Origin of the sequence: Aquincola sp. J276 (assembly GCF_024700035.1) — a bacterium.
Classification (GTDB): domain Bacteria; phylum Pseudomonadota; class Gammaproteobacteria; order Burkholderiales; family Burkholderiaceae_C; genus Aquincola; species Aquincola tertiaricarbonis.
Genome location: NZ_JAJONC010000001.1, coordinates 2,387,622 through 2,413,987, shown reverse-complemented (window position 1 = coordinate 2,413,987; position 26,366 = coordinate 2,387,622). Strand labels below are relative to the sequence as shown.

21 protein-coding genes and 1 other RNA gene are annotated in these 26,366 nt (G+C 71.5%); 8 read left to right on the top strand and 14 right to left on the bottom strand.

Annotated features, from left to right (window positions below; all coding sequences use genetic code 11):
- Positions 1-19: 19 nt before the first annotated feature.
- Together LRS14_RS11045 and cysK are read right to left on the bottom strand one after the other, a co-directional pair.
- Positions 20-2,122 carry a hypothetical protein gene (locus LRS14_RS11045; protein ID WP_257799560.1) on the bottom strand — a complete coding sequence of 701 codons (2,103 nt, stop codon included), beginning with the start codon at positions 2,120-2,122 and terminating at the stop codon, positions 20-22.
- A gap of 88 nt (positions 2,123-2,210) precedes the next feature.
- Complete coding sequence (gene cysK / locus LRS14_RS11040) at positions 2,211-3,131, bottom strand: cysteine synthase A (RefSeq protein ID WP_046112747.1); 921 nt, start codon at positions 3,129-3,131, stop codon at positions 2,211-2,213.
- Positions 3,132-3,191: 60 nt separating this feature from the next.
- Between cysK and rnpB the strand changes: the two genes are divergently transcribed.
- From rnpB to LRS14_RS11015, 5 genes are all read left to right on the top strand, one after another.
- Positions 3,192-3,530: RNase P RNA component class A (gene rnpB, locus LRS14_RS11035), an RNA gene on the top strand.
- Between the two features lie 21 nt (positions 3,531-3,551).
- Positions 3,552-4,757, top strand: a complete 1,206-nt coding sequence (locus LRS14_RS11030) for a multidrug effflux MFS transporter (protein WP_046112746.1) — start codon at positions 3,552-3,554, stop codon at positions 4,755-4,757.
- A gap of 79 nt (positions 4,758-4,836) precedes the next feature.
- Positions 4,837-6,552 carry a response regulator gene (locus tag LRS14_RS11025; RefSeq protein WP_257799559.1) on the top strand — a complete coding sequence of 572 codons (1,716 nt, stop codon included), beginning with the start codon at positions 4,837-4,839 and terminating at the stop codon, positions 6,550-6,552.
- Between the two features lie 50 nt (positions 6,553-6,602).
- On the top strand, positions 6,603-6,923 hold the full coding sequence (locus tag LRS14_RS11020; RefSeq protein WP_046112745.1) for a hypothetical protein: 321 nt from the start codon (positions 6,603-6,605) through the stop codon (positions 6,921-6,923).
- A 6-nt stretch (positions 6,924-6,929) separates the two neighbouring features.
- Positions 6,930-7,289: a hypothetical protein gene (locus LRS14_RS11015; RefSeq protein ID WP_257799558.1), complete on the top strand. Its 360-nt coding sequence runs from the start codon at positions 6,930-6,932 to the stop codon at positions 7,287-7,289.
- Between the two features lie 21 nt (positions 7,290-7,310).
- On the opposite strand, the gene LRS14_RS11010 is transcribed toward LRS14_RS11015, so the two are convergent.
- From LRS14_RS11010 to LRS14_RS11000, 3 genes are read right to left on the bottom strand one after another with little or no spacing between them, the layout of a single operon-like run.
- Positions 7,311-8,186, bottom strand: a complete 876-nt coding sequence (locus tag LRS14_RS11010; protein ID WP_257799557.1) for a hypothetical protein — start codon at positions 8,184-8,186, stop codon at positions 7,311-7,313.
- A gap of 37 nt (positions 8,187-8,223) precedes the next feature.
- The gene (locus LRS14_RS11005) at positions 8,224-9,330 is read right to left on the bottom strand and encodes a M14 family metallopeptidase (protein ID WP_257799556.1); all 1,107 of its coding nucleotides are present in this window, start codon (positions 9,328-9,330) and stop codon (positions 8,224-8,226) included.
- Positions 9,331-9,367: 37 nt separating this feature from the next.
- The gene (locus LRS14_RS11000; RefSeq protein WP_046112742.1) at positions 9,368-10,558 is read right to left on the bottom strand and encodes a M20 aminoacylase family protein; all 1,191 of its coding nucleotides are present in this window, start codon (positions 10,556-10,558) and stop codon (positions 9,368-9,370) included.
- Between the two features lie 80 nt (positions 10,559-10,638).
- Between LRS14_RS11000 and LRS14_RS10995 the strand changes: the two genes are divergently transcribed.
- Genes LRS14_RS10995 through LRS14_RS10985 form a run of 3 tightly spaced genes read left to right on the top strand, consistent with a single transcriptional unit; the run spans position 10,639 to position 14,136 of the window.
- Positions 10,639-12,705: a molybdopterin-dependent oxidoreductase gene (locus LRS14_RS10995; RefSeq protein ID WP_257799555.1), complete on the top strand. Its 2,067-nt coding sequence runs from the start codon at positions 10,639-10,641 to the stop codon at positions 12,703-12,705.
- 14 nt (positions 12,706-12,719) lie between these two features.
- The gene (locus LRS14_RS10990) at positions 12,720-13,784 is read left to right on the top strand and encodes an aminopeptidase (RefSeq protein ID WP_257799554.1); all 1,065 of its coding nucleotides are present in this window, start codon (positions 12,720-12,722) and stop codon (positions 13,782-13,784) included.
- Between the two features lie 40 nt (positions 13,785-13,824).
- Entirely contained in the window at positions 13,825-14,136 is a 312-nt protein-coding gene (locus tag LRS14_RS10985) for a polyhydroxyalkanoic acid system family protein (RefSeq protein WP_046112739.1), read from the top strand.
- Between the two features lie 24 nt (positions 14,137-14,160).
- Here the strand turns inward: LRS14_RS10985 and LRS14_RS10980 are convergent, their stop codons facing one another.
- From LRS14_RS10980 to pncA, 9 genes are all read right to left on the bottom strand, one after another.
- Complete coding sequence (locus tag LRS14_RS10980; protein ID WP_257799553.1) at positions 14,161-14,418, bottom strand: acyl-CoA-binding protein; 258 nt, start codon at positions 14,416-14,418, stop codon at positions 14,161-14,163.
- Positions 14,419-14,447: 29 nt separating this feature from the next.
- Positions 14,448-15,644, bottom strand: a complete 1,197-nt coding sequence (gene pncB, locus LRS14_RS10975; RefSeq protein WP_046112737.1) for a nicotinate phosphoribosyltransferase — start codon at positions 15,642-15,644, stop codon at positions 14,448-14,450.
- 64 nt (positions 15,645-15,708) lie between these two features.
- The gene (locus tag LRS14_RS10970; protein ID WP_257799552.1) at positions 15,709-17,229 is read right to left on the bottom strand and encodes a BCCT family transporter; all 1,521 of its coding nucleotides are present in this window, start codon (positions 17,227-17,229) and stop codon (positions 15,709-15,711) included.
- A gap of 46 nt (positions 17,230-17,275) precedes the next feature.
- Positions 17,276-17,884: a DVUA0089 family protein gene (locus LRS14_RS10965; RefSeq protein WP_257799551.1), complete on the bottom strand. Its 609-nt coding sequence runs from the start codon at positions 17,882-17,884 to the stop codon at positions 17,276-17,278.
- Between the two features lie 23 nt (positions 17,885-17,907).
- Positions 17,908-19,572 (bottom strand): alkaline phosphatase, encoded by a 1,665-nt coding sequence (locus LRS14_RS10960; RefSeq protein WP_257799550.1) that lies wholly within the window; start codon positions 19,570-19,572, stop codon positions 17,908-17,910.
- Between the two features lie 101 nt (positions 19,573-19,673).
- Entirely contained in the window at positions 19,674-21,359 is a 1,686-nt protein-coding gene (locus tag LRS14_RS10955) for a tannase/feruloyl esterase family alpha/beta hydrolase (protein ID WP_257799549.1), read from the bottom strand.
- A 176-nt stretch (positions 21,360-21,535) separates the two neighbouring features.
- A complete protein-coding gene (locus LRS14_RS10950; RefSeq protein WP_257799548.1) occupies positions 21,536-25,102 on the bottom strand; it encodes a molybdopterin cofactor-binding domain-containing protein in 3,567 nt (1,188 codons plus the stop codon).
- Positions 25,099-25,611: a (2Fe-2S)-binding protein gene (locus LRS14_RS10945; protein ID WP_404977547.1), complete on the bottom strand. Its 513-nt coding sequence runs from the start codon at positions 25,609-25,611 to the stop codon at positions 25,099-25,101. Before LRS14_RS10945 ends, LRS14_RS10950 begins: the two co-directional genes overlap by 4 nt.
- Positions 25,612-25,627: 16 nt before the next feature.
- Positions 25,628-26,362, bottom strand: coding sequence for a bifunctional nicotinamidase/pyrazinamidase (pncA, locus tag LRS14_RS10940; RefSeq protein WP_257799547.1), 735 nt, complete (start codon positions 26,360-26,362; stop codon positions 25,628-25,630).
- Positions 26,363-26,366 lie beyond the last annotated feature (4 nt).

The following is a 26,366-nucleotide window of genomic DNA, read 5'->3' as shown; positions in this document are numbered from 1 at the left end:
GGCGCCACGGCGCCCACGTTCAGCCGCCGGGCCCGCCCAGGTTCAGCGTGGCGTCCTTCCAGGCCGACCAGGCCAGGGCGCCGAGCACCACCAGCAGCACCAGCATCGCCAGCACCGCGGCCACCATGCGGCCGCGCGTCCAGCCGCCGGCCCGGGCGGGTGCCGGGCTGGCTGCGTCGGCCGGCGGCTCGGCCACCGACAGGGCGCTGAAATCCGGCAGCTCGATGCGCTGCGGCGCCTGCCCGGCCGGGCCCTCCGCCTGCATGGCGCCTTCAGGCGCACGCCGCGGCGGCGCCGGCGGCAGCGAGCCGATGGCCGCGGCGATGGCGGCCCGCACCGCGTCGTCGATGGGCTCCTCGTCGGCTTCCACCGCCGGCTTGCCGCTCCCAGCCTGCGGGGCGGGCCAGTCGATGGGCTGCAGCCGCATCGGCGCCGGTGTCGGTGCGTCGGGCACCGGTGCGGGCCACGCCACGGGCGCCGACGTGACCTCGGGCGGCGGGGCGGGCACCGGTGCGGGGGCGGCCGTGGGCGCATGCAGTGGCGGCTCACGCAGCTCCTGCGCGGCGGCGGTGGCCATGAACTGCGGGATGGGATCGTGCACCGGCTCGTCGGGCGCGAGCGGCGGTAGCTCGGGTGCATCGAACGCCGGCTCGCGCGGGCCGGCGGTGAGCGAGGCTTGCAGCGGTTGGCCGTGTTCGAGCGACGGCTCCGGCGGCGATGCGATCGACGACGTCGGTGCCGGCTCGGCGGCTTCGGGCACCGGCTCGTTCGCGGGCAGCGGCAGGGGCACCGGCTCAGGCACGGGCTGAGGCGGCGCCTGCCGAGCCTCCGACGGTGCCACCGGCGCAGGCTCCGCGGTCCGTTCGGGTTGGTGCTCGGTCGCCACAGGCACCGCGGGCATCGGTTCGGGCAGCGGCAGGCGGGCCGCAACCGGGGTGGCCTCATCGGCTTCCAGCAGCGTTTCCTCGAAGGGCCGCGCGGCCGGGCGCGTGGGGGCCGCAGGCGGCGCAGGCGGCCGGTCCTCCCAGGCGCGGGCGGCGAGGTCGGGCAGGGGCTCCAAAGCAGCCTCGTGGGACGAGGCGCGCACCGGCAAGGGCATCGGCGTGGGCAGGGGCGCCGCATGGGGCGCCGGTGACGTTGCCGGCGCCGGCGCGCGCGGCTTGCGCACCGGGGCGGTGGCGGTCTGCTCGGCCACCGCGCTGCGCAGGCTGGACGAGCGCAGCACCGCGCCGATGGACGGCTGCGGCCACGGCCGGGTGGCGGTGGCGTCGAAGGGCTCGCCGCCCGGCAGCGTCACATCCACCATGCCGGCGGCCAGGCCGCCGCTGGGCCGCAGTCCCATGGCCTGGCGCAACGCAGCGACGGACTGCGGCCGGTCGCCGGGCAGCGGCGCCAGCGCCCGCTCCAGCGCATGCGACAGGGCATGGCCCATCGGCGCACGCGTACGCAGCGCATGCGCGGTGGGTGGGTCGGCCGAGACCGCCACCGGCTGGGCCGACATCGCGAACCGCGCCAGTGCGGCCAGCGCATACACGTCGCTCCACGCGCCGCGCGGCAGGTGGCCGCCGGAAGGCAGCTGCTCCACCGGCGTGTAGGCCGCATCCATCGTGCCCTGCAGCGAACGGCGCACGGTGCCGAAGCCCAGCAGCAGCGCAGGCCGGCCCTCGGCCAGGATGACCTGCTCGGGCAGCACGTAGCCATGCACCAGGTTGGCCGCATGCAGCGCCTCCAGCGGGCCCATCAGGTCCGCCAGCAGGTGGCGCAGGCCGCCTTCGTCCATGGTGTCGGAGTACATCGCCCGCCAGGCGGCCAGCGTGCGGCCGGGGGCGTAGGGCATCAGCCGGAAGACGGTGCCGTGGTCCTCGAAGAGGCCGCTCACCGGCAGCAGCCCGGGAATGTCCAGGTGCGCCAGCAGCCGCGCTTCCTCGATGAAGGCCTGGCGGCCGGTGGCGAAGCGGGCCGCGTCGGCCGGGGTGCGCGGGCTCACCTGTCCATCGTCGTCGCGCTGGCAGAAGGCCGGCGCGAAGTACTCCTTCACCGCCACCGCGCGGCGCAGCATCGGATCCACCGCGTGGTAGACGATGCCGTATTCGCCGACCGACAGCACCGAGTCGATGACCACGCCGCCCACCCGGGTGCCGGGTGGCAGCGCATGTTCGTTTCCGGGGGCGGTGCGCCCGCCAACTTCAAGGGCGTTGCCACGTTGCGCTTCACTCGGCGGGCAGGAAGCCTTCGACCGACAGGTAGCGCTCGCCGGTGTCGTAGTTGAAGCCCAGCACGCGCGCGCCGGCGCCCAGCTCGGGCAGCTTCTGCGCGATGGCCTGCAGCGTGGCGCCGCTGGAGATGCCCACCAGCAGCCCTTCCTCGCGGGCGCTGCGGCGGGCCATCTCGCGGGCGGCCTCGGCGTCGACCTGGACCACGCCGTCCAGCAGCGCGGTGTGCAGGTTCTTCGGCACGAAGCCGGCGCCGATGCCCTGGATCGGGTGCGGCGACGGCTGGCCGCCGCTGATCACCGGCGAGGCGGTGGGCTCCACCGCGAACACCTTCAGCTGCGGCCATTGCGCCTTCAGCACCTGGGCGCAGCCGGTGATGTGGCCGCCGGTGCCCACGCCGGTGATCAGCGCGTCCAGGCCATCGGGAAAGTCGGCCAGGATCTCCTGCGCGGTGGTGCGCACGTGCACGTCGATGTTGGCGGTGTTCTCGAACTGCTGCGGCATCCAGGCGCCGGGCGTCTCGGCCACGATGGCCTGCGCCTTGGCGATGGCGCCCTTCATGCCCTCGGCCCGCGGCGTCAGCACGAAGCGCGCGCCGTAGGCCAGCATCAGCCGGCGGCGCTCCACGCTCATGCTGTCGGGCATCACCAGCACCAGGGTGTAGCCCTTGACGGCCGCCACCATCGCCAGGCCGACGCCGGTGTTGCCCGAGGTGGGCTCGACGATGGTGCCGCCGGCCTTCAGCAGGCCGCGCGCCTCGGCGTCCTCCACCATCGACAACGCGATGCGGTCCTTGATGGAGCCGCCGGGGTTGGCCCGCTCCGACTTGATCCACACGTTGGCGCCCGCGCCGTACAGGCGGTTGATGCGGATGTGCGGCGTGTTGCCGATGGTGGCGAGGACGTTGTCAGCGCGCATGGACGGTCTCCTTCTGCGGGAAAAATCACGGGATCGCGGTAGCCGCGATAATCGCACGGTGAAGCAAGCCAGACCGCCGCTGGTGCGATCGTGGAAACACGGCACTGGAGGAAGGTCCGGACTGCACAGGGCAGCGCAGGAGTTAACGGCTCTCCACCGCGAGGTGAGGATCAGAGCAACAGAGACGAGTCGCCGCGGTTTGCGCCGTGGCGGGTGAAACGGGCAATCTCTGCGCGCAGCAACACCAAATAGGCACACGTTGATTCGGCCCGAGGAGTGTGCGGGTAGGTGGCACCGAGCCGTGCGGGCGACCCACGGCCCAGAGGAATGGCGGTCACGCGGCGGTGCCTGCAAGGGCAACGCCGTGCACAGAATCCGGCCTATCGGCTTGCTTCACACTTTTACTTCGGAAGCTGCTGTTTGAATCCCCACGCATCCACCTTGTGGCGCGGCCCCCGCTGGACCCTGGCCGTGCTGCTGGCCTGCCTGGGCACCGTCGGTCCGTTCTCGATCGACACCTACCTGCCGGCGTTCTCCGGCATCCAGGCCTCGCTGGGCGCCACGCCGGCGGCCATGCAGCAGACGCTGTCGGCCTTCCTGTTCGGCTTTGCGCTGATGAACCTGTTCCACGGCGCGCTGGCCGACAGCTTCGGCCGCCGGCCGGTGGTGCTGTGGGGCATGGGGCTGTTCACGCTGGCCTCGCTGGGCTGCGCGCTGTCGCAGAGCGTGGGCTGGCTGGTGGTGTTTCGCGCGCTGCAGGGCATCTCCTGCGGGGCGGGCGTGGTGGTGTCGCGCGCCATCATCCGCGACATGTTCCCGCCGGCCGAGGCGCAGCGGGTGATGTCGCAGGTGACGATCTACTTCGGCGTGGCGCCTGCGGTGGCGCCGATGGTGGGCGGCCTGCTGTTCGTGCACCTGGGCTGGCATGCCATCTTCTGGTTCCTGGTGCTGGTGGGCGCAGCGCTGTGGCTGATCAACTGGCGGCTGCTGCCCGAGACGCTGGACCCTTCGCAGCGACAGAGCTTCCATCCGCGCCACCTGATGGCCGGCTACCTGCAACTGGGCGCCAGCCCGCGCTTCATGGCGCTGGCGCTGGCCAGCGGCATCCCGTTCAACGGCATGTTCCTGTACGTGCTGTCGGCGCCGGTGTTCCTGGGCGAGCTGCTGCACCTGCAGCCCACGCAGTTCTTCTGGTTCTTCTGCATCAGCATCGGCGGGATCATGGCCGGCGCCTGGCTGTCGGGCCGGCTGGCCGGCCGCATCAAGCCCAAGCACCAGATCCGCAACGGCTTCGTCATCATGCTGGCGGTGTCGGTGGTCAACGTGGTGCTGAACCTGCTGCTGCCGCCGCACCCCGCCTGGGCGCTGCTGCCCATCGGCATCTTCGCCTTCGGGTGGGCGCTCATGGTGCCGGTGGTCACGCTGCTGGTGCTGGACCAGGCGCCCGACCGGCGCGGCATGGCGTCATCGCTGCAGGCCTGCGTGGGCAGCCTGGCCAACGGCCTGGTGGCGGGCGTCATCGCGCCGCTGGTGATGCATTCGGCCATCGGCCTGGCGCTCACGTCGATGGGCATGATGCTGATCGGCGTGGTGGCCTGGGTGTGGGTGAAGCCGCGCGTGACTTGAAGCACGCCGACCCGAGGGGCCGCCCGCGGCCGGAACCGGCCGGTGCGGGCGCTATGCTTGGTCAACCACCGCAGTCAGCATGAAGCAGCCGCCCTCCGCGCCCTCGAACCGTCCCGCTTGGCACCAGTGGTGGCGGCATTTCCGGGCCCGGCCGCCAGCCGCCTCCACCCCGCCGGACGCCGCTGCGCCCGACCATCCGGCGGCACCGCGCGTGGCGGTGCAGCCCGCGGAGCCGGAAGCGGTCGCGTTGCGTGCCGCACTGGCCGCGAGCGAGGCGGCAGGTCGCGCCAAGTCCGAGTTCCTGTCCCACCTGGGCCACGAGATCCGCACGCCGATGAGCGGCATCACCGGCATGGCCGACCTGTTGGCGGCTACCCAGCTGGACGCCACCCAGCGCGGCTACGTGGAGATGATGCAGCGCTCGGCCGGCAGCCTGCTCACCCTGGTGGACCGCCTGCTCGACTTCACCCGCCTGGAGGCCGAGCCGCCGCAGCTGCGTGCCGAGCCGGTGGCCCTGCGCGGCCTGCTCGACGCCGCCGTGGCCGAGGTATGGCCCCGCGCACAGGCCAAGCGCCTGCTGCTGGAATGCCTGCTCGACCCGGGGCTGCCCGCCTGGGTGCAGGCCGATCCTTCCCGGGTGCGGCAGGTGGTCAGCCACCTGCTGGAGAACGCCCTGGAGTTCACGCCGGTGGGCCAGGTGCTGCTGGCCGCGCGGCCGGCGCCCGAAGGCGGCGTGCTGATCGAGGTGAGCGACACCGGTATCGGCATCGCACCGGCGCTACATGCCAGCGTGTTCACGCCCTTCGTGCAGGCGGACGCCAGCCTGGCGCGCCGCCAGGGCGGCATCGGCCTGGGGCTGGCGGTGGTGCACCTGTTGGTGCAGGCCATGGGCGGCCAGGTGGTGCTGCACAGCGAGGAAGGCCACGGCGCGCTGTTCCGCGTGCATCTGCCGCTGCAGCCGCTGGAAGCACCCACCGCGCCCGGGCCGCTGCGGGACGCCGCATCGGCGCGCCGCGTGGGTGTGGTCAGCGACGCGCTGGCCAGCCAGCAGGCCTGGCAGGCCCGGCTGCGCCACCTGGGGCACGAGGTGGTGTCCACCCTGACGTGGCGGGAGCTGGCCTTCGAGCCGGAGACCCTGGCCGCGCAAGCCCCGCATGTGGTGCTGTACGACGAGCCGCCCGGCGGCTGGCCGCCCAACGGGCTGGACGATCCGCAGCCCGTGCCTTGGGAACGGCTGATGATTCTGCGCAGCGAAGCTGCCGCCGGCGGCACCAGCTTCGGCGCCTTCCCGGGCACGCGGCTGCAGCGTCCGGTGGACGATGCCGGCCTGGCCCGCGCGCTGGACGCCACCCACCGCGGCGGCGGCGGGGCAGCGGCCGGCCCGGCGCCGCAGGCCGCCCCGCCGGCCGCCCGCGGCCGCGTGCTGCTGGTGGAAGACCACGAGATCAACCAGGTGGTGGCCCGCAGCTTCCTGGAACACCTGGGCTTCGAGGTGGACGTGGCCTCCGATGCCACCGGCGCCATGAGCGCGCTGGACGCCCGCGATTTCGCCGTGGTGGTGATGGACTGCCAGATGCCCGGCATGGACGGCTACGAGCTCACCCAGCGCATCCGCGCCGGCGAGGCGGGTTCGCGTGCCCAGCGCACGCCCATCATCGCGTTGACCGCGCATGCGACCCCCGCCGACCGCGAGCGCTGCCTGGACGCCGGCATGAACGACTACCTGGCCAAGCCGGTGAACGTGCAGCTGCTGGGCAGCACGCTGGAGCGTTGGCTGGCGCCCACGCGGGACTGACGACCCCCGCGCCGGCATGCAGCCGGGCGCGGCGCTACCATGCGGGCGACATGGAACTCGTGACCCAGGTGCTGGCCGGTGCGGTACTGGCCGTGTGCATTGCGCTGCTGCTGCGCATGGTGATCGGTGCGCGCCTGCGCTACCGCATCGACGCGGCGGCGCAGGCTGCCTGGCAGCGGCTTCGGCGCGGCCGCGCCGGCACCCGGCCGACGCCGCCGGTGCGTGGCGCCGACGCCAAGGAAGCCGCCCGCGTGGCCGAGGAGGCGATACGCCGCGCCGCGCGCCGCGGCCGCTGGGAGGGCAACGTCTACAAGCCCGACGCCTTCCGCCCGCCCGCCGACGACAAGACCGACCGCCGCAAACCCCACTGACACCGCATGCTGCCGCCATCAAGCCGTACCACGCCCGAACGCTGGGTGGCCGAAACCCGCGGTCGCGGGCTCCTCAAGCTCGACATCCCGCCCGACGCCGCCCGCACCCGCACCTTCGAGATCAGCTGCAGCCTGCAGGTGCAGGCCCGCGACGGCGGCCAGGCCTGGCACGGCATGAAGGTGCTGGTCGACGGCGCGCAGCAATGGGCGCGCCGCGTGCCCACCCATGAAGGCGGGCGCGATTCGCTGGACGTGCGCTTCCGCAAGACGGTGGAGCCGGGTCGTCCGCTGAGGCTGTCGGTGCAGACCGAGCTGCACCAGGCGGCACCGCTGGCGCTGCAGGTGGTGGCGGAGGAAGAGGCCTGACGGCGGCCTGAGCCAGGTCGGTCAGGCCGGTGCGACCGCCTGCAGCTCGGCCAGCTCCTTCTCGCACCAGGGCCGTTCGTCGTCCGCCAGCTGCGCATGGCAGGCCAGCGCGGCATCACGCGCCTGCGCGAAGCAGGCTTCGTCACCCAGCGCGCGATGTGCGAAGGCCTGTACCGCGTGGGCGAAGAAGCGCTCGAAGGCTGGCGCGTCGTTGGCGGTGCAGACGGCCAGGCAGCGCCGGGCGCTTTCGAGGGCGGCCTCAGCCTCGCCGGCCGCCAGCCGGCAGCAGCTCAGGCGGTGCTCGGCGCGTTCCACCTGCAGCCAGCCGCCGGCGCGTGTCCAGTAGGCCAGGCCGGTCTCGGCGGCGCGCAGCATCAGCGCGGTCTCGGCTGCGCTGCGTTGCGGGCGGTCCTGCAGGTCGGCGGCAATGTTGTTGCCGGCCACGGCCAGCGCACGCAGCGCGGGCGAGCCGTCGGGCAGCCCTTCGGCGGCCACGGCCAGCGCGGCATCCAGCGAGCTGGCGGCCGCTTCCGCGTCGCCGCGGCCCACCTGCATGGCGGCGGCGCCCGCGAGCACCGCGGCGCGTTCGCCGGCCATCAGGTCGTCCAGCGCTTCGCCGTCGCCGCTGGCGCAGCGCAGCGTGCGTTCGGCCCGCTGCACCGCGGCCAGCGCCACCGCATCTTCCGCGGCCACGCCGCGCAAGCGGCCCAGCAGCACCAGCGCGTCGTGCCAGCGGCCCAGGTGCTCGCCGTACACATGCGCCAGCAGCGAGGCGAAGGCCGGCACCTCGGCAGGTGACTGCACTTCGGGCAGCTTCTCGGCCAGCTGCTGGGCGACGGTGTCGGCGTCGTCGCCGTGGGCGTCCCAGGCGCCGTTGATGAAGGTGGAGAGGTCCATGGCGCTGCGCGTCGTCGGTGGCGGAGCGCCACTTCTATCACTTGCCGGGGGACAGCCCCTGCACCGCCTGCCGGGCCGCCTCCACGCCTTGCTCGACGATGCGCTGCTTCCATTCCGGCGTCTCGGTATAGAAGGCCGCGCGCATGCGCTGCTCGATCTCGCGGCGCAGCGGCGCGTCGCCCAGTTCGGGCCGGTTCTCCAGCCATTGGGCGCCGCGCAGGGCTTCCAGCATCTCGCCCAGGGGCACGGTGCCGTATTCCAATGCGATGCCGGTGTACTCGGCCTGCGCGCATTCAGTGTCGGCGGCGCTCCACATCAGGCCGACCAGCGGCGCGGAGCTGCTGCTGCCGTCGTAGATGGAGGTGACGCCGTCGCCCCACCAGGCGCGGGCGCGGGCCAGCGCGGCGGCGTCGTTGCGGCAGGCGAAGATGCGCTCGCCGTGGCCCGAAGGGCCCAGGCCGGTGTGCAGGTCGATCCAGCCCAGCCGCGTGCAGCGCGTGGCCTGCTCCTGCAGCACGTGGCGCAGCGTCTGCTGGCTCCAGGTGGGGTTGCGGCCACCGTAGAAGATGCCCTGCGGCTGCGTGTACTGGCCGCCGGAGATGGCGGCCTGCAGGGCACGCTCGCCATGCCGCGCGGCATAGGCCGTGAGCGCCGCCTGCGCCTCGGCCGAAGGCGGCCAGGTGTCGGGCACGATCCAGTGCGCCAGCTCGTCGTAGCCGGGGTTGTCGGGCAGCGGCTTGCTGAAGTCGTGCCAGTTGCGGTTGAGGTCGACGTTCTCGTGCGTGGTGCGCCGGTTCCACGAGAAGCCCCAGGGGTTCAGCGCATGGATGTAGAGCACGGCCACGCCGGCCTCGGCAGCCTGGCGCTGGAAGGCCGTGTCGGCCAGCAGCGCGTTCTGCACGCCCGAGCCGCAATAGCCTTCGATGCCGTGGCAGGCGCTGCTGACGATCAGCAGCGACGCCGCATCGGCCGGGCCCGCGCGGGCCACGTCCATCGCCAGCGCCTCGCCGTCGCGGCCCACCAGCGGATGCGGATGGCTCTGCACGTCGAGCCCCGCGGCTTCCGCCGAGGCCAGGAACTTCTGCCGCGCCTCGGCATAGGTGGTGGCAAAGAAGCCGTCGATCTCGGGGGCGGTGGACGTCATGGGTGCCGGGTACTCAGGCAGTGGAGGAAGCTTGTTTTCAGCGCGGCGCCAGCCAGCGCTCGGCCATCCGCACCCAGGCGGTGGCGCCCAGCGGGATCAGGTCGTCGTTGAAGTCGTAGCTGGGGTTGTGCAGCATGCAGGGGCCGAGGCCATGGCCGCCTTCGCGGTGCGCGCCTTCGCCATTGCCCACCATCAGGTAGCAGCCCGGCACCTTCTGCAGGAAGAAGCTGAAGTCCTCGGCGCCCATCGTGGGCTCGAAGGGCACGACGTTGTCGGCACCCACCACCTCGGCCAGCACGCCCTTGGCGAACTCGGTCTCGGCGTCATGGTTGATGGTGGGCGGGTAGTTGCGCACGAACTCGAAGTCGACCGTGCACTCGAAGGCCGCGGCCGTGTGCTCGGCCACCTCCTTCATGCGGCGCTCGATCATGTCCAGCACCTCGGTGGTGAAGGTGCGCACGGTGCCCTCCATCACGCAGTGCTCGGGGATCACGTTGGTGGCCTCGCCGGTGTGGATCATGGTCACCGAGATCACGCCGGTGTCGATCGGCCGCTTGTTGCGGCTGATGATGGTCTGGAAGGCCTGCACCATCTGGCAGGCCGCCGGCACGGGGTCGGTGCCCAGGTGCGGCATGGCGCCGTGCGCGCCCTTGCCGTGCACGGTGATCTTGAACTCGTTGCTCGACGCGTAGATGGGCCCGCTGCTCACCGCGAACTGCCCCACCTTCAGGCCCGGCCAGTTGTGGGCGCCGAACATGGCTTCCATCGGGAACAGGTCGAACAGGCCGTCCTTGATCATCTCGCGCGCACCGCCGCCGCCTTCTTCGGCCGGCTGGAACACCAGGTACACCGTGCCGTCGAAGTGGCGGTGCTTGCTCAGGTGCTTGGCCGCGGCCAGCAGCATGGCGGTGTGGCCGTCGTGGCCGCAGGCATGCATCTTCCCGGGGTGCTTGCTGGCGTGCGGGAAGTGGTTGTGCTCGGTGATGGGCAGGGCGTCGATGTCCGCCCGGATGCCCACGGCGCGCTTCGAGCTGCCGTTGCGCACGATGCCCACCACGCCGGTGGTGCCCAGGCCGCGGTGCACCTCGATGCCCCAGTCGGTGAGCGCCTTGGCGATGAGGTCGGAGGTGCGCACCTCTTCGAAACACAGCTCGGGATGGGCGTGGATGTCGCGCCGCAGCGTAGCGATGCTGGCAGCGTCTGCCAGGATGGATTCGATCAACCGCATGATGAAAGGCTTCCAAGCAGGGAGCGGGCCAGTTTACGCCGCAGGCATCACCCGGTGGCCGGCTGTGCCATAGTGACCCGATGAGCTCGACCGCCATCGCTGAACGGGTCGTGCGCGCTGCCTGCCCGCACGACTGCCCTGACACCTGCGCCATGCGGGTGACCGTCGCCGAGGACCGCGTGATCCGCATCCAGGGCGACCCGGACCACCCGCCCACCCACGGCGCGCTGTGCACCAAGGTGTCCCGCTATGCCGAGCGGGTGGAACACCCGGAGCGCGTGCTGTACCCGATGAAGCGCAGCGGCCCCAAGGGCAGCGGCCAGTTCGAGCGCGTGAGCTGGGACGAGGCGCTGGGAGACATCGCGCGGCGGCTGCAGGCCATCGCGGCACGCAACCCGCAGGCGGTGCTGCCCTACAGCTATGCCGGCACCATGGGCCTGCTGCAGGGTGAAGCAATGGCGGCACGCTTCTTCCACAAGCTGGGCGCCTCGCTGCTGGACCGCACCATTTGCGCCAGTGCCGGCGCAGCCGGGCTGCAGGCCACCTATGGCGGCAAGCTGGGCATGCACCTGGAGCAGTTCGCGGGCAGCCGGCTCATCGTCATCTGGGGCAGCAATTCGATCGCTTCGAACCTGCATTTCTGGACCTTCGCCCAGCAGGCCAAGCGGGCCGGCGCCAAGCTGTGGTGCATCGACCCGCGCCGCAGCGAAACCGCCGACAAGTGCCATCGCCACCTGGCGCTGAAGCCGGGCACCGACGGCGCGCTGGCGCTGTCGCTCATGCACGAGCTGATCACCCGCGGCTGGCTGGACGCCGACTACATCGAGCGCCATGTCGAGGGCTGGCCCGAGCTGCGCGAGCGTGCGCTGCAATGGCCGCCCGAGCGCGCGGCCCAGGTGTGCGGCGTGCCGGCCGACGACATCCGCGAGCTGGCGCGCGACTACGGCACCACGCAGCCGGCGGCCATCCGCCTGAACTACGGCATGCAGCGCGTGCGCGGCGGCGGCAATGCGGTGCGGCTGGTGGCGCTGCTGCCCTGCCTGACCGGCGCCTGGCGGCATCCGTCGGGCGGCATGCTGCTCAGCGCCTCCAGCTGGTTCCTGCGCGCGATCGACCATGCGGCGCTGCAGCGGCCCGACCTGCTGGCCGGCCGGCGGCCGCGCACCATCAACATGAGCACCATTGGCGACGACCTGCTGCGCGAGGGCAGTGAAGTCTTCGGGCCGAAGATCGAGGCGGTGGTGGTCTACAACAGCAACCCGGTGGCGGTGGCGCCGGAGTCGCGCAAGGTGGTGCAGGGCTTTGCGCGGGAAGACCTGTTCACCGTGGTGCTCGAGCACTTCATGACCGACACCGCCGACCATGCCGACTACGTGCTGCCCGCCACCACCCAACTGGAGCACCTGGACCTGCACACCAGCTACGGCCACACCTACGTGCTGCTGAACCAGCCGGCACTCAGCCCGCGCGGCGAGGCCAAGCCCAACACGCAGATCTTCCGCGAGCTGGCCGCGCGCATGGGCTACGACGATGCCTGCTTCTTCGATACCGACGAGGCCCTGGCCCGCCAGGCCCTGAAGCCCGGCATCGCCTACGAGGCGCTGCAGGCCCACGGCTGGCAGAAGCTGCCGCTGCCCGATGCGCCGTTCGCCGAAGGCGGCTTCCTCACGCCCAGCGGCAAGGCCGATGCGCGCGGCGCCGACCACCTGCCCAACCATGAATGCGCGGAGAGCACGCCGGCCCTGGCCGCGCAATACCCGCTGGCCATGATCTCGCCGCCAGCGCGGCATTTCCTTAACTCCACCTTCGTCAACGTGAAGAGCCTGCGCAGCATCGAGGGCGAGCCGCTGGTCGAGATCCACCCCGACGATGCCGCACCGCGCGGCATTGCCACCGGCATGCTGGTGCGGGTGTTCAACGACCGCGGCAGCTACCGCTGCAAGGCCGAGGTGAGCACCCGGGCGCGGCCCGGCGTGGTCAACGGCCTGGGCATCTGGTGGCGCAAGTTCGGCGTGGACGGCACCAACGTCAACGAGCTGACCCACCAGCAGCTCACCGACCTGGGCCGCGCGCCCAGCTTCTACGACTGCCTGGTGCAGGTGGCGGCCGATGCGCCGGCCACTTCGGTGGCACCCGCGGTGGCGTGAGGCGCGGGCTGCGCATGGCGTTCTGGGGCGGGGCCGGCGTGGCTGCGCTGTGCGTGGCGGCCCTCGGCCTGGGCGGCTGCAGCACGGCCGGTTATTACGCGCAGGCCGCACGCGGCCACCTGGACCTGCTGGCACGTGCGCGGCCGGTGCCGGAGCTGCTGGCCGATGGCAGCACGCCCGAGGCCTTGCGCCGCCAGCTGGCGCTGTCGCAGCGCATCCGCGACTTCGCGGTGGCCGAGCTGCACCTGCCCGACAACCGCAGTTACCGCAGCTACACCGACCTGGGCCGCACGGCGGCGGTGTGGAACGTGGTGGCCACGCCCGAGCTGTCGCTCAAGCTGAAGACCTGGTGCTTCCCGGTGGTGGGCTGCATCGGCTACCGGGGCTACTACGACCGCGCCGCCGCCGATGCGCTGGCATCGCAGCTGCAGGCCGAAGGCTGGGAGGCCACGGTGTACGGCGTGCCCGCCTATTCCACGCTGGGCTGGAGCGAGTGGCTGGGCGGCGACCCGCTGCTCAATACCTTCATCGGCTGGCCCGAGGGCGAGCTGGCGCGCATGGTGTTCCATGAACTGGCGCACCAGGTGGCCTATGCCGACGACGACACCGCCTTCAACGAGAGCTTTGCCACCGCGGTGGAACGCATCGGCAGCGAGCGCTGGCTGAACGAGCATGCCGCCCCCGGCGCCCGCGAGGCCTATGCCGCCCAAGGCCAGCGCCGGGCCGACTTCCGTGCGCTGACGCAGGCCGCGCGCGCAGACCTGCAGGCGCTGTATGCCAGCACCGCCTCCGATGCCGACAAGCGCGCGGCCAAGGCCGAACGCCTGGCCCGCCTGCGGGCCGACTACGAGGTGATCAAGCGCGAGCGCTGGGGTGGCTTCACCGGCTACGACGCCTGGTTTGCACGCGCAGGCAATCCGTCGCTGGCGGTGCAGGGCGCCTACAACGACCTCGTGCCGCAGTTCCTGCGCCTGTATGAGCGGCAGGGCCGCAGCTTCCCGCGCTTCTACGACGAGGTGCGCCGCCTGGCCGCGCTTCCGATGGCCGAGCGCCGTGCCGCGCTGCAGGCCGAGCCCTGACCTTCTTCCGCACCGACGACCGACCCCCAAGGAGAGCCGAATGGCCCGTCAGCCCGACATCCACATCCAACGCCCGCATGCACTGGGCCTGCCCAAGGCGCGCCGGCTGGCGCAGCAATGGATGGCGCAGGCCACGGAGAAGTACGGCCTGCAGTTCAGCACCGAGGAAGGGGACGAGGGCGACACCGTGCGCTTCGAGCGCAGCGGCATCCAGGGCACGCTGGCGGTGCGGGCCGACAAGCTCGACCTGCAGGCCGAGCTGGGCTTCCTGTTCAAGGCGATGGGCGCCACGGTGGAGACCGAGATCGCCCGCAAGATCGATGCGCTGCTGGCGAAGGCCAGCACCGCATGAGGTGACGGGGCCGAGCCGCGCCGCCTACTTCAGCGACTCGATCAGCTCGATGTAGTCGCCCATCGCCTGCTCCGGCGAGGTGCCGGACAGCGATTGCCAGGCGTCGTACTTGGCGCGGTTGACGAAGTCGGTCAGGCCGGGGCGGTCGCCCTGCACGTCGCCGCTGCTGGCCTGCTTGAACAGCGCATAGATGCGCAGCAGCGTCATGTTGTCGGGCTTCTCGGGCAACTGCTTGCTTTCGGCAACGGCTTGCTCGAATCGGGTCTTCAGGTCGTCGGACATCTTGGGCGGTCTGGAGGAGAAAAGGCGGCTCAGGGCGTGGCCACCGGCACGTTGAACACCTGGCGCAGGTAGGCCAGGAAGGTGTGGTCGTCGCAGATGGTCTTGCCGGGGCTGTCGGACAGCTTGGCCACCGGCTGGCCATTGCAGTGGGTGAGCTTCATGACGATGTGCAGCGTCTTCAGGCCCACGTCGTTGGTGAGGTTGGTGCCGATGCCGAAGCCCAGCTGCGTGCGGTCGGCGAAGTGGCGGTACAGCGCCAGCGCGCGCGGGATGTCCAGCCCGTCGGAGAAGGTCAGCCGCTTGGTGTGCGCGTTGATGCGCAGCTTCTCGTAGTGCGCCAGCGCCTTCTCGCCCCACACGATGGGGTCGCCGGAATCGTGGCGCAGGCCGTCGAACAGCTTGGCGAAGTACAGGTCGAAGTCGGCCAGGAAGGCGTCCATGCCCACCACGTCGGTCAGCGCCACGCCCAGGTCGCCGCGGTATTCCTGCACCCAGCTCTCGAGCGCGGCCTTCTGGAAGTCGCGCAGCCGCACGCCCAGGGCCTGGTAGGTCTGCAGGTACTCGTGCGCCATCGTGCCGATGGGGATGAGGTCGAGGTCGCGTGCCAGCAGCACGTTGGAGGTGCCCTTGAAGTAGCGCGAGGCCTCGCGCTTGAGCGTGCCCACCACCTCGCGCTGCCAGGCGCCGCTGTAGCGCCGGCGCACGCCGAAGTCGAAGAACTCGAACGGATGGGTGCGCGGCGCCTCGTGGTCGAAGCGGTCGAGCAGCTCCAGCTTGTCCTGCAGCCGCTGGCGGCCGCAGGCCAGGGCCTTGTCGGCATCGAAGCGGCGGAAGTACAGCTCGTTGACCATCGCCAGCACGTAGATCTCGAAGGCCATCACGTGCACTTGCGGGCCGTTGGCGATGATCTCCAGCGTGTCGCCAGAGATGCGCACGTGGATGAACTCCCGCTGGAACTGGAAGATGCGCAGGAAGTCGACGAAGTCGGTCTTGATGTAGCGCAGGCCGCGCAGGTACTTCAGCTCGTCGGGGCGGAAGCGCAGGCTGCACAGGTGGTCCAGCTGCTCGCCGATCTCCTGCTCCAGCTCGGACAGCGGATACCCCGGCTCGTGGCGGCAGACGAAGCGGTACTCGGCCTGGGTCTGCGGATGGCGATGCAGCATCGCCTGCCACATGGTGAACTTGTAGAGGTCGTTGTCCAGCAGGCTGTGGATGATCGGTTGCACTCGGGTCTCTCCGGCGGCTCACCCGGCCGCGCGTGGCCCATTGTCGTCGCAAGCCGCCGGGCCCTCAGCGGTCGGCGGCCAGCTCCCGCAGGCGGCGCCGCAGTGCCCGTTCACGGCGGTCTTCCTCGTGCCAGTCGTGGCGCACGCCGCGCCACAGCGCCAGCGCCATCAGCAGGATGACGATGGTGAACGGCAGCGCGAAGACGATGGTGGCCGTCTGCACCGCCTTCAGCCCGCCGCTGAGCAGCAGGCTGACTGCGATGCCGGCGATCAGCAGGCCCCACAGGATCTTGCTGCGGGCGGAGGGGTTCGGGTCGCCGCGGTGGCTCATCATGCCCAGCACCAGCGTGGCCGAATCACCCGAGGTGACGAAGAAGACCGCCACCAGCACCGTGGCCACCAGCGACATCACGCCGCCCAGCGGCAGCAGTTCGAACATCGCGAACAGCGCGGTGGACACATCGGCCTTGACGGCCGCGGCGATGGGCGCGCCGTGCATCACCTCCAGGTTGAGCGCGGTGCCGCCGAAGATGCTGAACCACAGCATGGCGGCCAGCGTGGGGGCCAGCACGGTGCCCATCACGAACTCGCGGATGGTGCGCCCGCGGGACACGCGCGCGATGAACAGGCCCACGAACGGCGCCCACGACACCCACCAGGCCCAGTAGAAGATGGTCCAGCCGGCCACCCAGCTGCTGTCGCGGAAGGGCGTCATGCGCAGGCTCATGCGCACGAACTCGCTCAGGTAGCCGCCCAGCGTGTTGGTCAGCGTGTCGATGATGGCCACCGTGGGCCCCAGCACGAAGACGGCCAGCGCCAGCAGCGCCGCCACCATCAGGTTGGCGTTGGACAGCCACTTGAGCCCCCGCGCCACGCCGCTGACGGCCGACGTGATGAAGATGGCCGTGGTGACCACGATGATGGCGACCTGCGCGGTGGTGGACACCGGCAGCCCGAACACCTTGGCCAGCCCGCTGTTGATCTGCAGCGCACCGATGCCCAGCGACGCCGCCACGCCGAATGCAGTGGCGATGACGGCCAGGCTGTCGAACAGCGGTGCCAGCTTCTTCACCAGCGGGTAGGGCAGCGACGAAGTCACCGCACTCACCAGCGCCGGCTGCTGCCGGCGGAACTGGAAGAAGGCGATGGCCAGCGCCACGACGCTGTACACCGCCCACGGGTGCAGCCCCCAGTGGAAGAAGCTGTAGCGCATGGCCGCGTTGGCCGCCTCGGGCGTGTTGGCGGGGATGCCCGGCGGCGGCGCGCCGTAGTGCGAGATGGGCTCGGCCACGCCCCAGAACACCAGGCCGATGCCCATGCCCGCGGCGAACAGCATCGAGAACCAGGAGCCCAGCGAGAACTCGGGCTCGTCGTCCTCCGCCCCCAGCTTCAGCGAGCCGTAGCGGCTGAAGGCCAGCAGGGCGCACATCACCACCAGCGCCAGCACCACCCACAGGTAGAACGAGCCGAAGTTGCGTGTGATGAAGGCGAGCGCTTGCTCGAAGGTGGTGCCGAGGGATGCCGGGTACAGCAAGCCCCACAGCACGACGGCGCCGATCAGGCCAGCGGAAACGAACGTTGGCATCGGAAGCCCTCCTGTACGGAAGGCGACCGATGTTAAGCGCGGTGGCTCAGCGGCGGCGACGCGCCGCCGGCACCAGCGCCGCTGCGCCGAGTGCCATCAACAGCCAGGTGGAGGGCTCGGGCACCGCGCTGACGTTCTGCACGCCGCTGAACTGGACGCGCCAGAAGCTGCCCTTCTGGTCGTTGGCGTTCGGGTCGTAGGTGGGCTGGTTCCACTGGCCGATGGCGATGGGCGTTTCGGCGTCGTAGGTGAAGCCCTGCGACAGCAGCTCGCCGTTGGCGTCGTTCGAGCTGGCCACCAGCGTGAGCATGTAGCGGCCTGCGGCCGGCTGCGGCAGCGCCAGGCCGGCGTCGAAGTAGCCGCTGTTGCCGATGGCGGGGTCGGCATCGTCGTTCTCAGTCACCCGGGTCCAGTCGTTGCCGGTCTTCGACCACAGCACGACGGCCGGGTCGAAGTTGAGGCCGCCCTGCCACGAGTCGGTGAACAGCGTGACATCGCTGCCGCCGGCGGCCACGTCGAAGGTGATGCGCACCACGTCGTTGTGGTTCGTGATGTTGCCGCTGAGGGTGAAATCGGCGGCGTTGGCGGCCAGGCCGGCGGCCGCCAGCAGCACGCCGACGGCGGCGCGCAGGGCGAAAGGAAGGGCGGTGGTCATGGGGTGTCCTGCAAGAGAGGTGTTCACGGGGCCAGCAGCGGCGGGTTGGCGCGCGGCGTGGTCTGGGCCGAAGGCACCAGGTGGTTGGTGCCGGCCTGCACTTCGAACGCGGTGCCGAACACCTGCACATTGCTGATGCTGGCCACCGTGTCCACGTACCACCACTCGCCCACCACACGCTGCGGCGTGGCGTCGATCAGCATGTAACCCCGGCGCATCAGGTCGATGTACTTGAAATGCGGGTTCTGGCTGCGCAGGAAGGCCGCGGTGCTGCCTTGAGGGTCGTTCACGCCCGGCGAGGTGACCGAGGTGCCGACGAACTCCACCGCGCGCGAGCCTTCGCCGGTGGCCGGGTTGTAGCCGCCGCTGGCCAGGTCCGGGTTGTTCGGGTCCTGCGTCAGGTCGGCCGCCCAGGAGCTGTGGATGTCGCCGGTGAGCACCACCACGTTGCCCACGCCCGGCGTGGTGGCATTGCCCTTGAGGATGTCGTAGATGCGGTTGCGGGCGGGCTGGTAGCCGTCCCACTGGTCGGCATTGAGGAAGGCGCCGCCGCCGGCCGCGTTGGCCGCGCCCACGCCCTTGAGCTGCGCGAACATCACGCCCTGGCCTAGGAAGCGCCACTGCGTGGTGGAGCGGCGCAGCGTGTCGGCCACCCAGGCTTCCTGCTCGCTGCCCAGCAGGCTGCGGCTGGCATCGGTGAAGGCACCGGTCTGCGTGAACTGGCCGCCGGCAGGCAGCTGCTGCGCCCGGCCGGCCAGGCGCTCTTCCAGCATCACCACGTCGGCCAGGTTGCCGAAGCGGAAGCTGCGCCAGTTCTTGCGCAGGTCGGTGGTGTCCACCGCGCGCGTGGGCATCCACTCGAAGTAGGCCTTCAATGCGCGGTTCACGCGCTCGTTCCACACGCCCTCGGCGCCTTCGGTGTGGTTCTGGGCGCCGTCCTTCCAGGCGTCGTTGGTGATCTCGTGGTCGTCCCAGATGGCGATCATCGGATGCTGGCGGTGCAGCGCCTGCAGGTCGGCATCGCGCTTGTACTGCGCATGGCGCATGCGGTAGTCGGCCAGGCTGGTGATCTCGGTAGCCGGCTCGGTGGGGCGGGCGGTGCCGTACTGGTTGGTGCCGTATTCGTACAGGTAGTCGCCCAGGTGCAGCACCAGGTCCAGGTCGGCGCGGGCTGCGATCTGGCGGTAGGCGTTGAAGTAGCCGTAGGCGTGGTTGCTGCAGCTCACCACGGCCATGCGCAGGCGGTCCACCGCACCCACCGGCAACGTGCGCGTGCGGCCGATGGGCGAGTCGGTGCCCTCGGCCTTGAAGCGGTAGTAGTAGGTGGTGCCCGGCTGCAGGCCGATGGCGTCCACCTTCACGGTGTAGTCGCGGTCGGGGTTGGTCTTGGCGGTGCCGCGCAGCACCACCTGGGTCAGGCCGGGATCACGGGCCACCACCCACTGCACCGGCACCGCACCGCGCGGGCCGTTGGGCGTCACGCGGGTCCACAGGATCACGCGGTCGGACAGCGGATCACCGCTGGCCACGCCGTGCTGGAACGCGGGCACCGCATCGGCGGCCAGGGCGCTGCCCATCGGCAGCAGCGTGGCGGCGGCCAGGGCGGCGGTGCTGCCGCCGGACTGCTTGAAGAAGTCGCGGCGGTTGGGACCCTTGCGGGCCGGCGGCTTGGTGTGGGGACGTCCCATGTACTGCTCCTGGCGATGTGCTTGGCGCCTGGCTGCGCAGGCGTTGAGCGTCGCAGTGTGGGCAGCGTGTATGTCAGGCGTGCGACGGCCCCCGGGTGCCGCTAGCGGCAGCTGAAGTTGGCGGCGTCCTCGATGCTGCCGCTGCCGTTGTAGACCGCCTCCTTGGGGTAGGCGCACAGCGGGCGGGTGCGGCCCGGCCAGGCCACGCCGGCCGCGGCGCGGGCGGTGGACACCATCACGTCGGGCGCGCTGCCGTTCTCCACCCACCGCACCATGGCACCGAAGGCATCGAACTGGTCGGTGCCGTAGGCGCCGCCGCTGCAATGGCCCATGCCGGGCACCAGGAACACCCGCGCGAAGCCGGCCGCATCGGCCTCGCCGTAGCGGGCCTGCACCTGCGTGTAGTAGCGCGCCAGGTCGTGGTTGGAGAAGGCCAGGTCGGCCGAGCCGTTGAACATCAGGATCTTGCCGCCGCGGGCCTTGAAGCGGTCCATGTCCGGCGATTCGGCATTGGTGAAGGCATTGCCCGAGCGGGTGAAGGGCGCGGCCACCGTCGAGAGCTTGGCGTACTCCGCGTCCATGTCGGCCTGCAGGCCGTAGCCCAGCAGGTCGGCCGTGAGCGTGGGCGGCGTGGTGTAGATGTGCGAGGCCTCGCCCGCGAAGATCGTGTAGAACGGATTGCCGAACTGCGCGGCCATGCCGGGCTCGAACGGCCAGGGCGCGTAGATCTGCTCGCCGCTGCGCGTGTAGGCGCCGGCGAACATCTTCGCCACGTAGGCGGCCTTGGCGGCAGGCAGGCAGTTGGCGGTTTCGCCCGCGGCACAGGCCCAGGTGGCGGGGTCGGGCCGGCAGGCGCTCAGCCTGCTGACCATGCCGTCCACCACGCCGTCCTGCGCATCGCAGGCATCGAGGATGCGCTGGCGCACGGTGGCCTTCTCGTCGTTGCTCAGGCCCTGCGTGATGTCGGGCCGGCCATGGGCACCCAGCGGCGCCACGGCGGCGGTGATCTGCGCCTGGTAGATCGATCCCTGGATCGACGCCTGCGTGAGCCGGAAGCCGGGCGACGCGGCCACGATGCCGTCGAACAGATCGGAGTGGCGCTGCGCCGCCACCATCGCCTGCCGGCCGCCGTTGGAGCAGCCGACGAAGTACGAGCGCGCCGGCGCCGCGCCGTAGAAGCGCTGGATCACCGTCTTGGCGGCGGCCGTGACCAGCGGCAGCTGCGCATCGCCGTACTCGTCGCGCGCCTGCGGATCGGCACCGAACAGGAAGGCGCCGTTGGCCACGCCCGTCTCGGCGATGTGGCCCGAATCGGTGGTGACCACCGCATAGCCGTCGAGCAGTGCATTGCGGGTGTTGCCGCCGGCCGGGTAGCTGCCGGTGGCGGTGAACAGCGTGCCGTCCACGCCGCTGCCGCCCTGGTAGTACAGCCGCGAGTTCCACAGCATCGGCAGGCGCACTTCGAACTGCAGCGCATAGGGCTTACCGTCGATGCCGGTGCGGCGGTTCATCGCGCCGCGCACCAGGCAGTGGTCGGGCACCGAGGCGGCGGTGATGGCGCCGGTGCTGGCGGGCGTGAACACCGCGGACTCGACCGCGCCGCTGCCGACGCTGCCTCCAGCCAGCGCGGCGCAGGCCTCGGCGAAGGTGGCGGCTGTCGGCGCTTCGTCGTTGCTGCCGCCGTCGCCGCCACAAGCGGCGACGAGCAGGGCGCTGGCGCCGACGGTGGCCGTGGCGGCCAGGCTGGTTGCGGGGCGGCGGGCGTTGTGCTTGGAACGATCGATCACTTCGAACTCCTCAAGGACCGTGTGACACCAATGGCCGCAGCTGCCGATGCCGGCTGCGCCGTGCATGTCGATGTAGCAGGCACCGAACCAAAATGTGGCGGGCACTACATCGGCTGAAGGCGTCGATGCAAGAGCGGTGCCGTGCCGCGGTGGTGCGCCGGCCGGCGCATGCGGTGTCAGTGCGCCGGCTGCTGGCGCAGTCGGGCCACGTCGGAGGCCAGGTCTGGCCAGGCCGGCTTGTCGGGCGCGTGGCGCTGGCGCAGGTAGGCGGCGATGTCGGCGATCTGCCGGTCGTCCAGCGCGTGGCGAAAGGCGGGCATGTAGCCCACGTCGCGCGTGGGCGGGTGCTGCAGGCCGTCGAGGATGGTGCGCAGCAGGTTGTCGGGTCGGGCGCTGTGCAGGTTGCTGTTCAGCGCCAGCGGCAGGTCCAGGCCGAACTGGCCGGGCACCGGCGTGTCGTGGTGGCAGGCACCGCAGGCGCCTTCAAACAGGCGGGCGCGGGCGTCGGGCAGCGGCACCGCCAGTGCGGCTGCGGCCGCGGGCGGCGTGGCTTGCGCCTTGTTGAACGAGGCCAGGTACACCGCCATCGCGCGGATGTCGGCATCCGGCAGCGCCTGCAGTTGCTGCACCACCGGCGCCATCGGGCCGCCGGCCACGCCGTGGCGGGGGCTGTAGCCGTGGCGCAGGTAGCTGTAGAAGTCGTCCGCGGTCCAGGGCAGGGGCGCGGTGGACAGCGCGGTGAGCGCCGGTGCTTCCCAGCCATCCACCATCGCGCCCGACAGCGTGGCGCTGCCGATGCGCTCGGCCCCGAAGGCATTGCGCGGCGTGTGGCAGGCGCCGCAGTGGCCCGGACCGTTGACCAGGTAGGCGCCGCGGTTCCATTCCGCGCTGCGGGCGGGCTCGGGCTGCATCGGGCCGGGCACCAGGTACAGGGCGTTCCACATCGCCATCAGCGGCCGCAAGTTGAAGGGGAAGGCCAGCTTCGTGGCCGGCGGCTGGTGTGCGACCGCCGGCTGCGCCATCAGGTAGGCGTACAGGGCGGTCAGGTCGTCGTCGGTCATTCTTGTGAACGACGTGTACGGGAAGGCAGGGTACAGGTGCCGGCCGTCGCGCGAGATGCCTTCGCGCATCGCACGCTGGAAGGCGCTGAACGACCACTGGCCGATGCCGGTGGCCGCATCGGGCGTGAGGTTGGTGCTGTAGACGGTGCCGAAGGGTGTGTGCATCGCGCGGCCGCCGGCATTGGGCGCGCCGCCGGGCGCGGTGTGGCACACGACGCAGTCGCCGGCGGCGGCCAGCAGCCGGCCGCGCTCGATCGTCTGGCTTGTATAGACAAGTGCGCTGCTGCCGGCCGCCACCGGCGCGATGGCCGGGCGCCAGCCGAAGGCGGCCGCGCCCAGGCCCACCAGCCCCGCCAGCAGCGCACCCGCGGTGGCCCACAGGCCGCGGCGGCGGCGCGGCAGCGGCGCATCGGGCGGCAGCGCGGGGCGGGGCAGGGCGGGCGCTTCGGCGGCGGGCGGCAGCGCGGCAGCCGCACCAGCGTCCTCCTGCGGCCCGGGCAGCGGGTTCAAGGCCGCGCGCACCACCTCGGGTGTGAACGGCGGGTTGCGGAATCGCACGCCGGTGGCGTCGAAGATCGCGTTGGCGATGGCGGCCGTGCCCGGCACCGAAGCCGATTCGCCCGAGCCCAGCGGCGCCTCGCCGGGCCGCGGCATCAGCATCACCTCCACCACCGGCACCTCGCGGAAGCTGAGGATCGGGTAGCTGCCCCATTCGCGCGTGGCCACCGCGCCGATGTTCGGGCCCGAAGGCTCGGTGCGCACCTGCTCCTTCAGCGCACGGCTGGTGGTCTGCAGCACGTTGCCGTGCACCTGGTGCTGCACGCCGGCGGGGTTGACCATCAGGCCCGCGTCGTGGCCCACCACCACGCGGCTGACATGCACCTCGCCGGTCACGCGGTTGACTTCCACGTCGGCCACCCAGGCGGCCCAGGCGGCGCCGAAGCCGGGGAACTTGCTGTGCACGTAGCGCGCATACGCGAAGCCCTGGCCCCGGAGCACGTCACCCACCGCCGGCTGGCCCTGCGGTGCGGTGTGCGGCCGCCAGCCGGCCTTGGCGGCGGTGGCACGCACGAGCTCGGCCGCGCGCTCGTCCTTTAGCCAGCGCAGCCGGTAGTCCACCGGGTCGACGCCGGCCGCGGTGGCCAGTTCGTCGATGTACGACTCATGCGCGAAGCTGTTGGGCAGCGCCGAGACGCCGCGCAGCCACGAGGCGCGCAGGATCGGCGCCATGTCGTTGGCGGCCACGCGCAGGTTCGCGTAGTCGTAGGGCGGCACCGCGGTGCGGTCGCCCATCTCGTAGGCGGTGGCCGTGGCGGGCACGGTGCCGGTAAGCAGCAGCGCCAGCGTGGGCGCGCCGTTGCTGGGGTAGCTGGTCTGGAAGTCGTAGGCCGCGGGCGAGCCGTCGGCCTGCAGCCCGCCGTCGATCTGCATGAGCTGCGCGGCGCCCTTGGGCTCCCAGGCATGCTCCTGCTCGCGCGTGAGCTGCACCCGCACCGGCTGGCCCACCGCACGCGAGAGCAGGGCCGCATCGGCCGCCACGTCGTCCGCGCCGTTGCGGCCATAGCAGCCGGCGGCTTCCATGCGCACCACGTCCACCTGCACATCGGCCAGGCCGGTGAGCCTGGCGAGGTCGGCGCGCAGCACATGCGGGTTCTGGGTGCCGGCCCACACGGTGAGCTTGCCGTCCTGCCAGTCGGCCACCGCGCACGAAGGCCCGATGGACGCATGCAGCTGGTAGGGCCAGAGGTAGCTGCGCGGCATCGGTTGGGCGGCGCCGGCGATGGCCGTCCGCACGTCGCCCTTCTCCAGCAGCAGCCGGCGGGTGGCGGGGTTGCTGCGCACCGCGTTTTCCACGTCGTGCAGCGCCTGCAGGCCGGGCCAGGGCTTCCACTGCACCTGCAGCGCCTGCATCGCGGCTTCGGCCTGGTCTTCACGCTCGGCCACGATGCCGATGAAGTCGCCGATGACCACCAGGTCGACGATGCCGTGCAGGTGGCCGATGGAATCGCGGTCCACCGACTGCAGCGTGCGGCCGACGAAGTCGCCGGCATCCACGCCGGCATAGGGCGGGCGCACCACGCGGCCGTGCAGCATGCCGGGCAGGCGCATGTCGTGCACGAAGATCAGCTCGCCCGTGGCCTTGGCCGGGATGTCCACCCGGGGCACCGGCTGGCCGATCACGCGGTGCTGCTCGTGCGGCTTGAGCGTGGCCGCCGCCGGGTCGAGCAGCAGCCGCACCTGGCGGCCCTGCAGATCGTCCGGCGTGGCGCCCTGCTCCCGCAGCCAGGCCCGGGCCTGGGCCGCGGCCTGGCGCAGCGGCAGGCCGTGCACCTGGATGCTGGCGCTGGCGATCGTGGCGCCCTGGTTGGGCACGCTGCAGGTGTGGCCCATCACCATCGTCACCTGCGCCAGCGGCAGGTCCAGTTCCTCGGCCACCAGCTGCGAGAGCGCGGTGCGCAGGCCAGTGCCCAGGTCCACATGGCCATGCAGGCCGGTGGCGCTGCCGTCCTCCCACAGCGCCAGCAGGATCTCCGGGCCCTCGGCCGGGTTGGCCGATACCGCGGGCGGCTGGCCGGGGCTGGGGGGCGGCGCGGGTGGCGCTTCGCGCAGCACCAGCAGCACGCCGCTGGCGGCCAGGAAGCCGGCGCGGTCCAGGTGCTGGGAGCGGTGGGCCAGCGTCATGCGGCGTGGGGCGGCTTCGCCGCTGCCTGGTCGCGCAGCACCACCGCGCGGCGCACCGCCGACAGGATCTCGATGTGCGTGCCGCAGCGGCACAGGTGGTGCGCCAGCGCCTCGCGGATCTGCGCCTCGGTGGGCTGCGGGCAATGCGTCAACAGGGCCACGGTGGCCATCACCATGCCGTTGAGGCAGTAGCCGCACTGCGCGGCCTGGGTGTCGATGAAGGCCTGCTGCACCCAGTGGGGCGCCGCGCGCGTACCCAGGCCTTCCAGCGTGGTGACCGAGCGGCCCTGCATGCCACCGGCCGGAATGCAGCACGAGCGCGCCACCTGGCCATCGACCAGCACCGCGCAGGCGCCGCACTGGCCGAGTCCGCAGCCGTACTTGGGGCCGTTGAGCCGCAGGTCGTTGCGCAGCACCTGCAGCAGCGGCGCCTCGGGCGGCACCTGCAGCACCCGCAGCTGGCCGTTCACCTGCAACTCGATCGGCGGCGCGGGTACTGCAGCGGTCACAATGGAGGAGAGGGCGTCAGGCCGCCGCGATGTCCGACGACTGGATGCGCTTGACGCCCTTGGCCGCCATCTGCTTCCAGGCCGCTTCCAGCGAGCCGTTCAAGTCGATGGCGCGGGTGGCGTCCTCGATCACGTAGACGTTGAAGCCGGCCTTGCGTGCGTCCATCGCCGTCCAGGCCACGCAGAAGTCCGTCGCCAGGCCGGTGACGTACACCGTCTTGATGCCGCGGGCCTTCAGGTAGCCGGCCAGGCCGGTGACGGTCTTGCGGTCGGCCTCCTCGAAGGCGGAATAACTGTCCACGCCCTTGTTGTAGCCCTTGCGGATGATGAGCTGCGCGGTGGGCAGCTTCAGGTCCTTGTGCAGCGCGGCGTCCTCGGTGCCCTGCACGCAGTGGTCGGGCCACAGCACCTGGTTGCCGTACTTCAGCACCGTGGTCTCGAACGGCTTCTTGCCGCCATGGCTGCTGGCGAACGAGGCATGGCCCGGCGTGTGCCAGTCCTGCGTCACCACGATGTTGGCGAAGGCCGGGGCGATGCGGTTGATCACCGGCACCACCTCGTCGCCGCCCTTCACGGGCAGCGTGCCGCCGGGCACGAAGCAGTTCTGAACGTCCACCACGATCAGCGCCGACTTGTCGTCGGGCTTGAGCGCGTCCGCCGCCAGCGCCCAGGGCGCGGTGCCGGCGGCCAGCAGGGCGGCGGAGGATTGCAGCAGGAAGCTGCGGCGTTGAAGGGCGGAAGGTCGGCTCATGGTT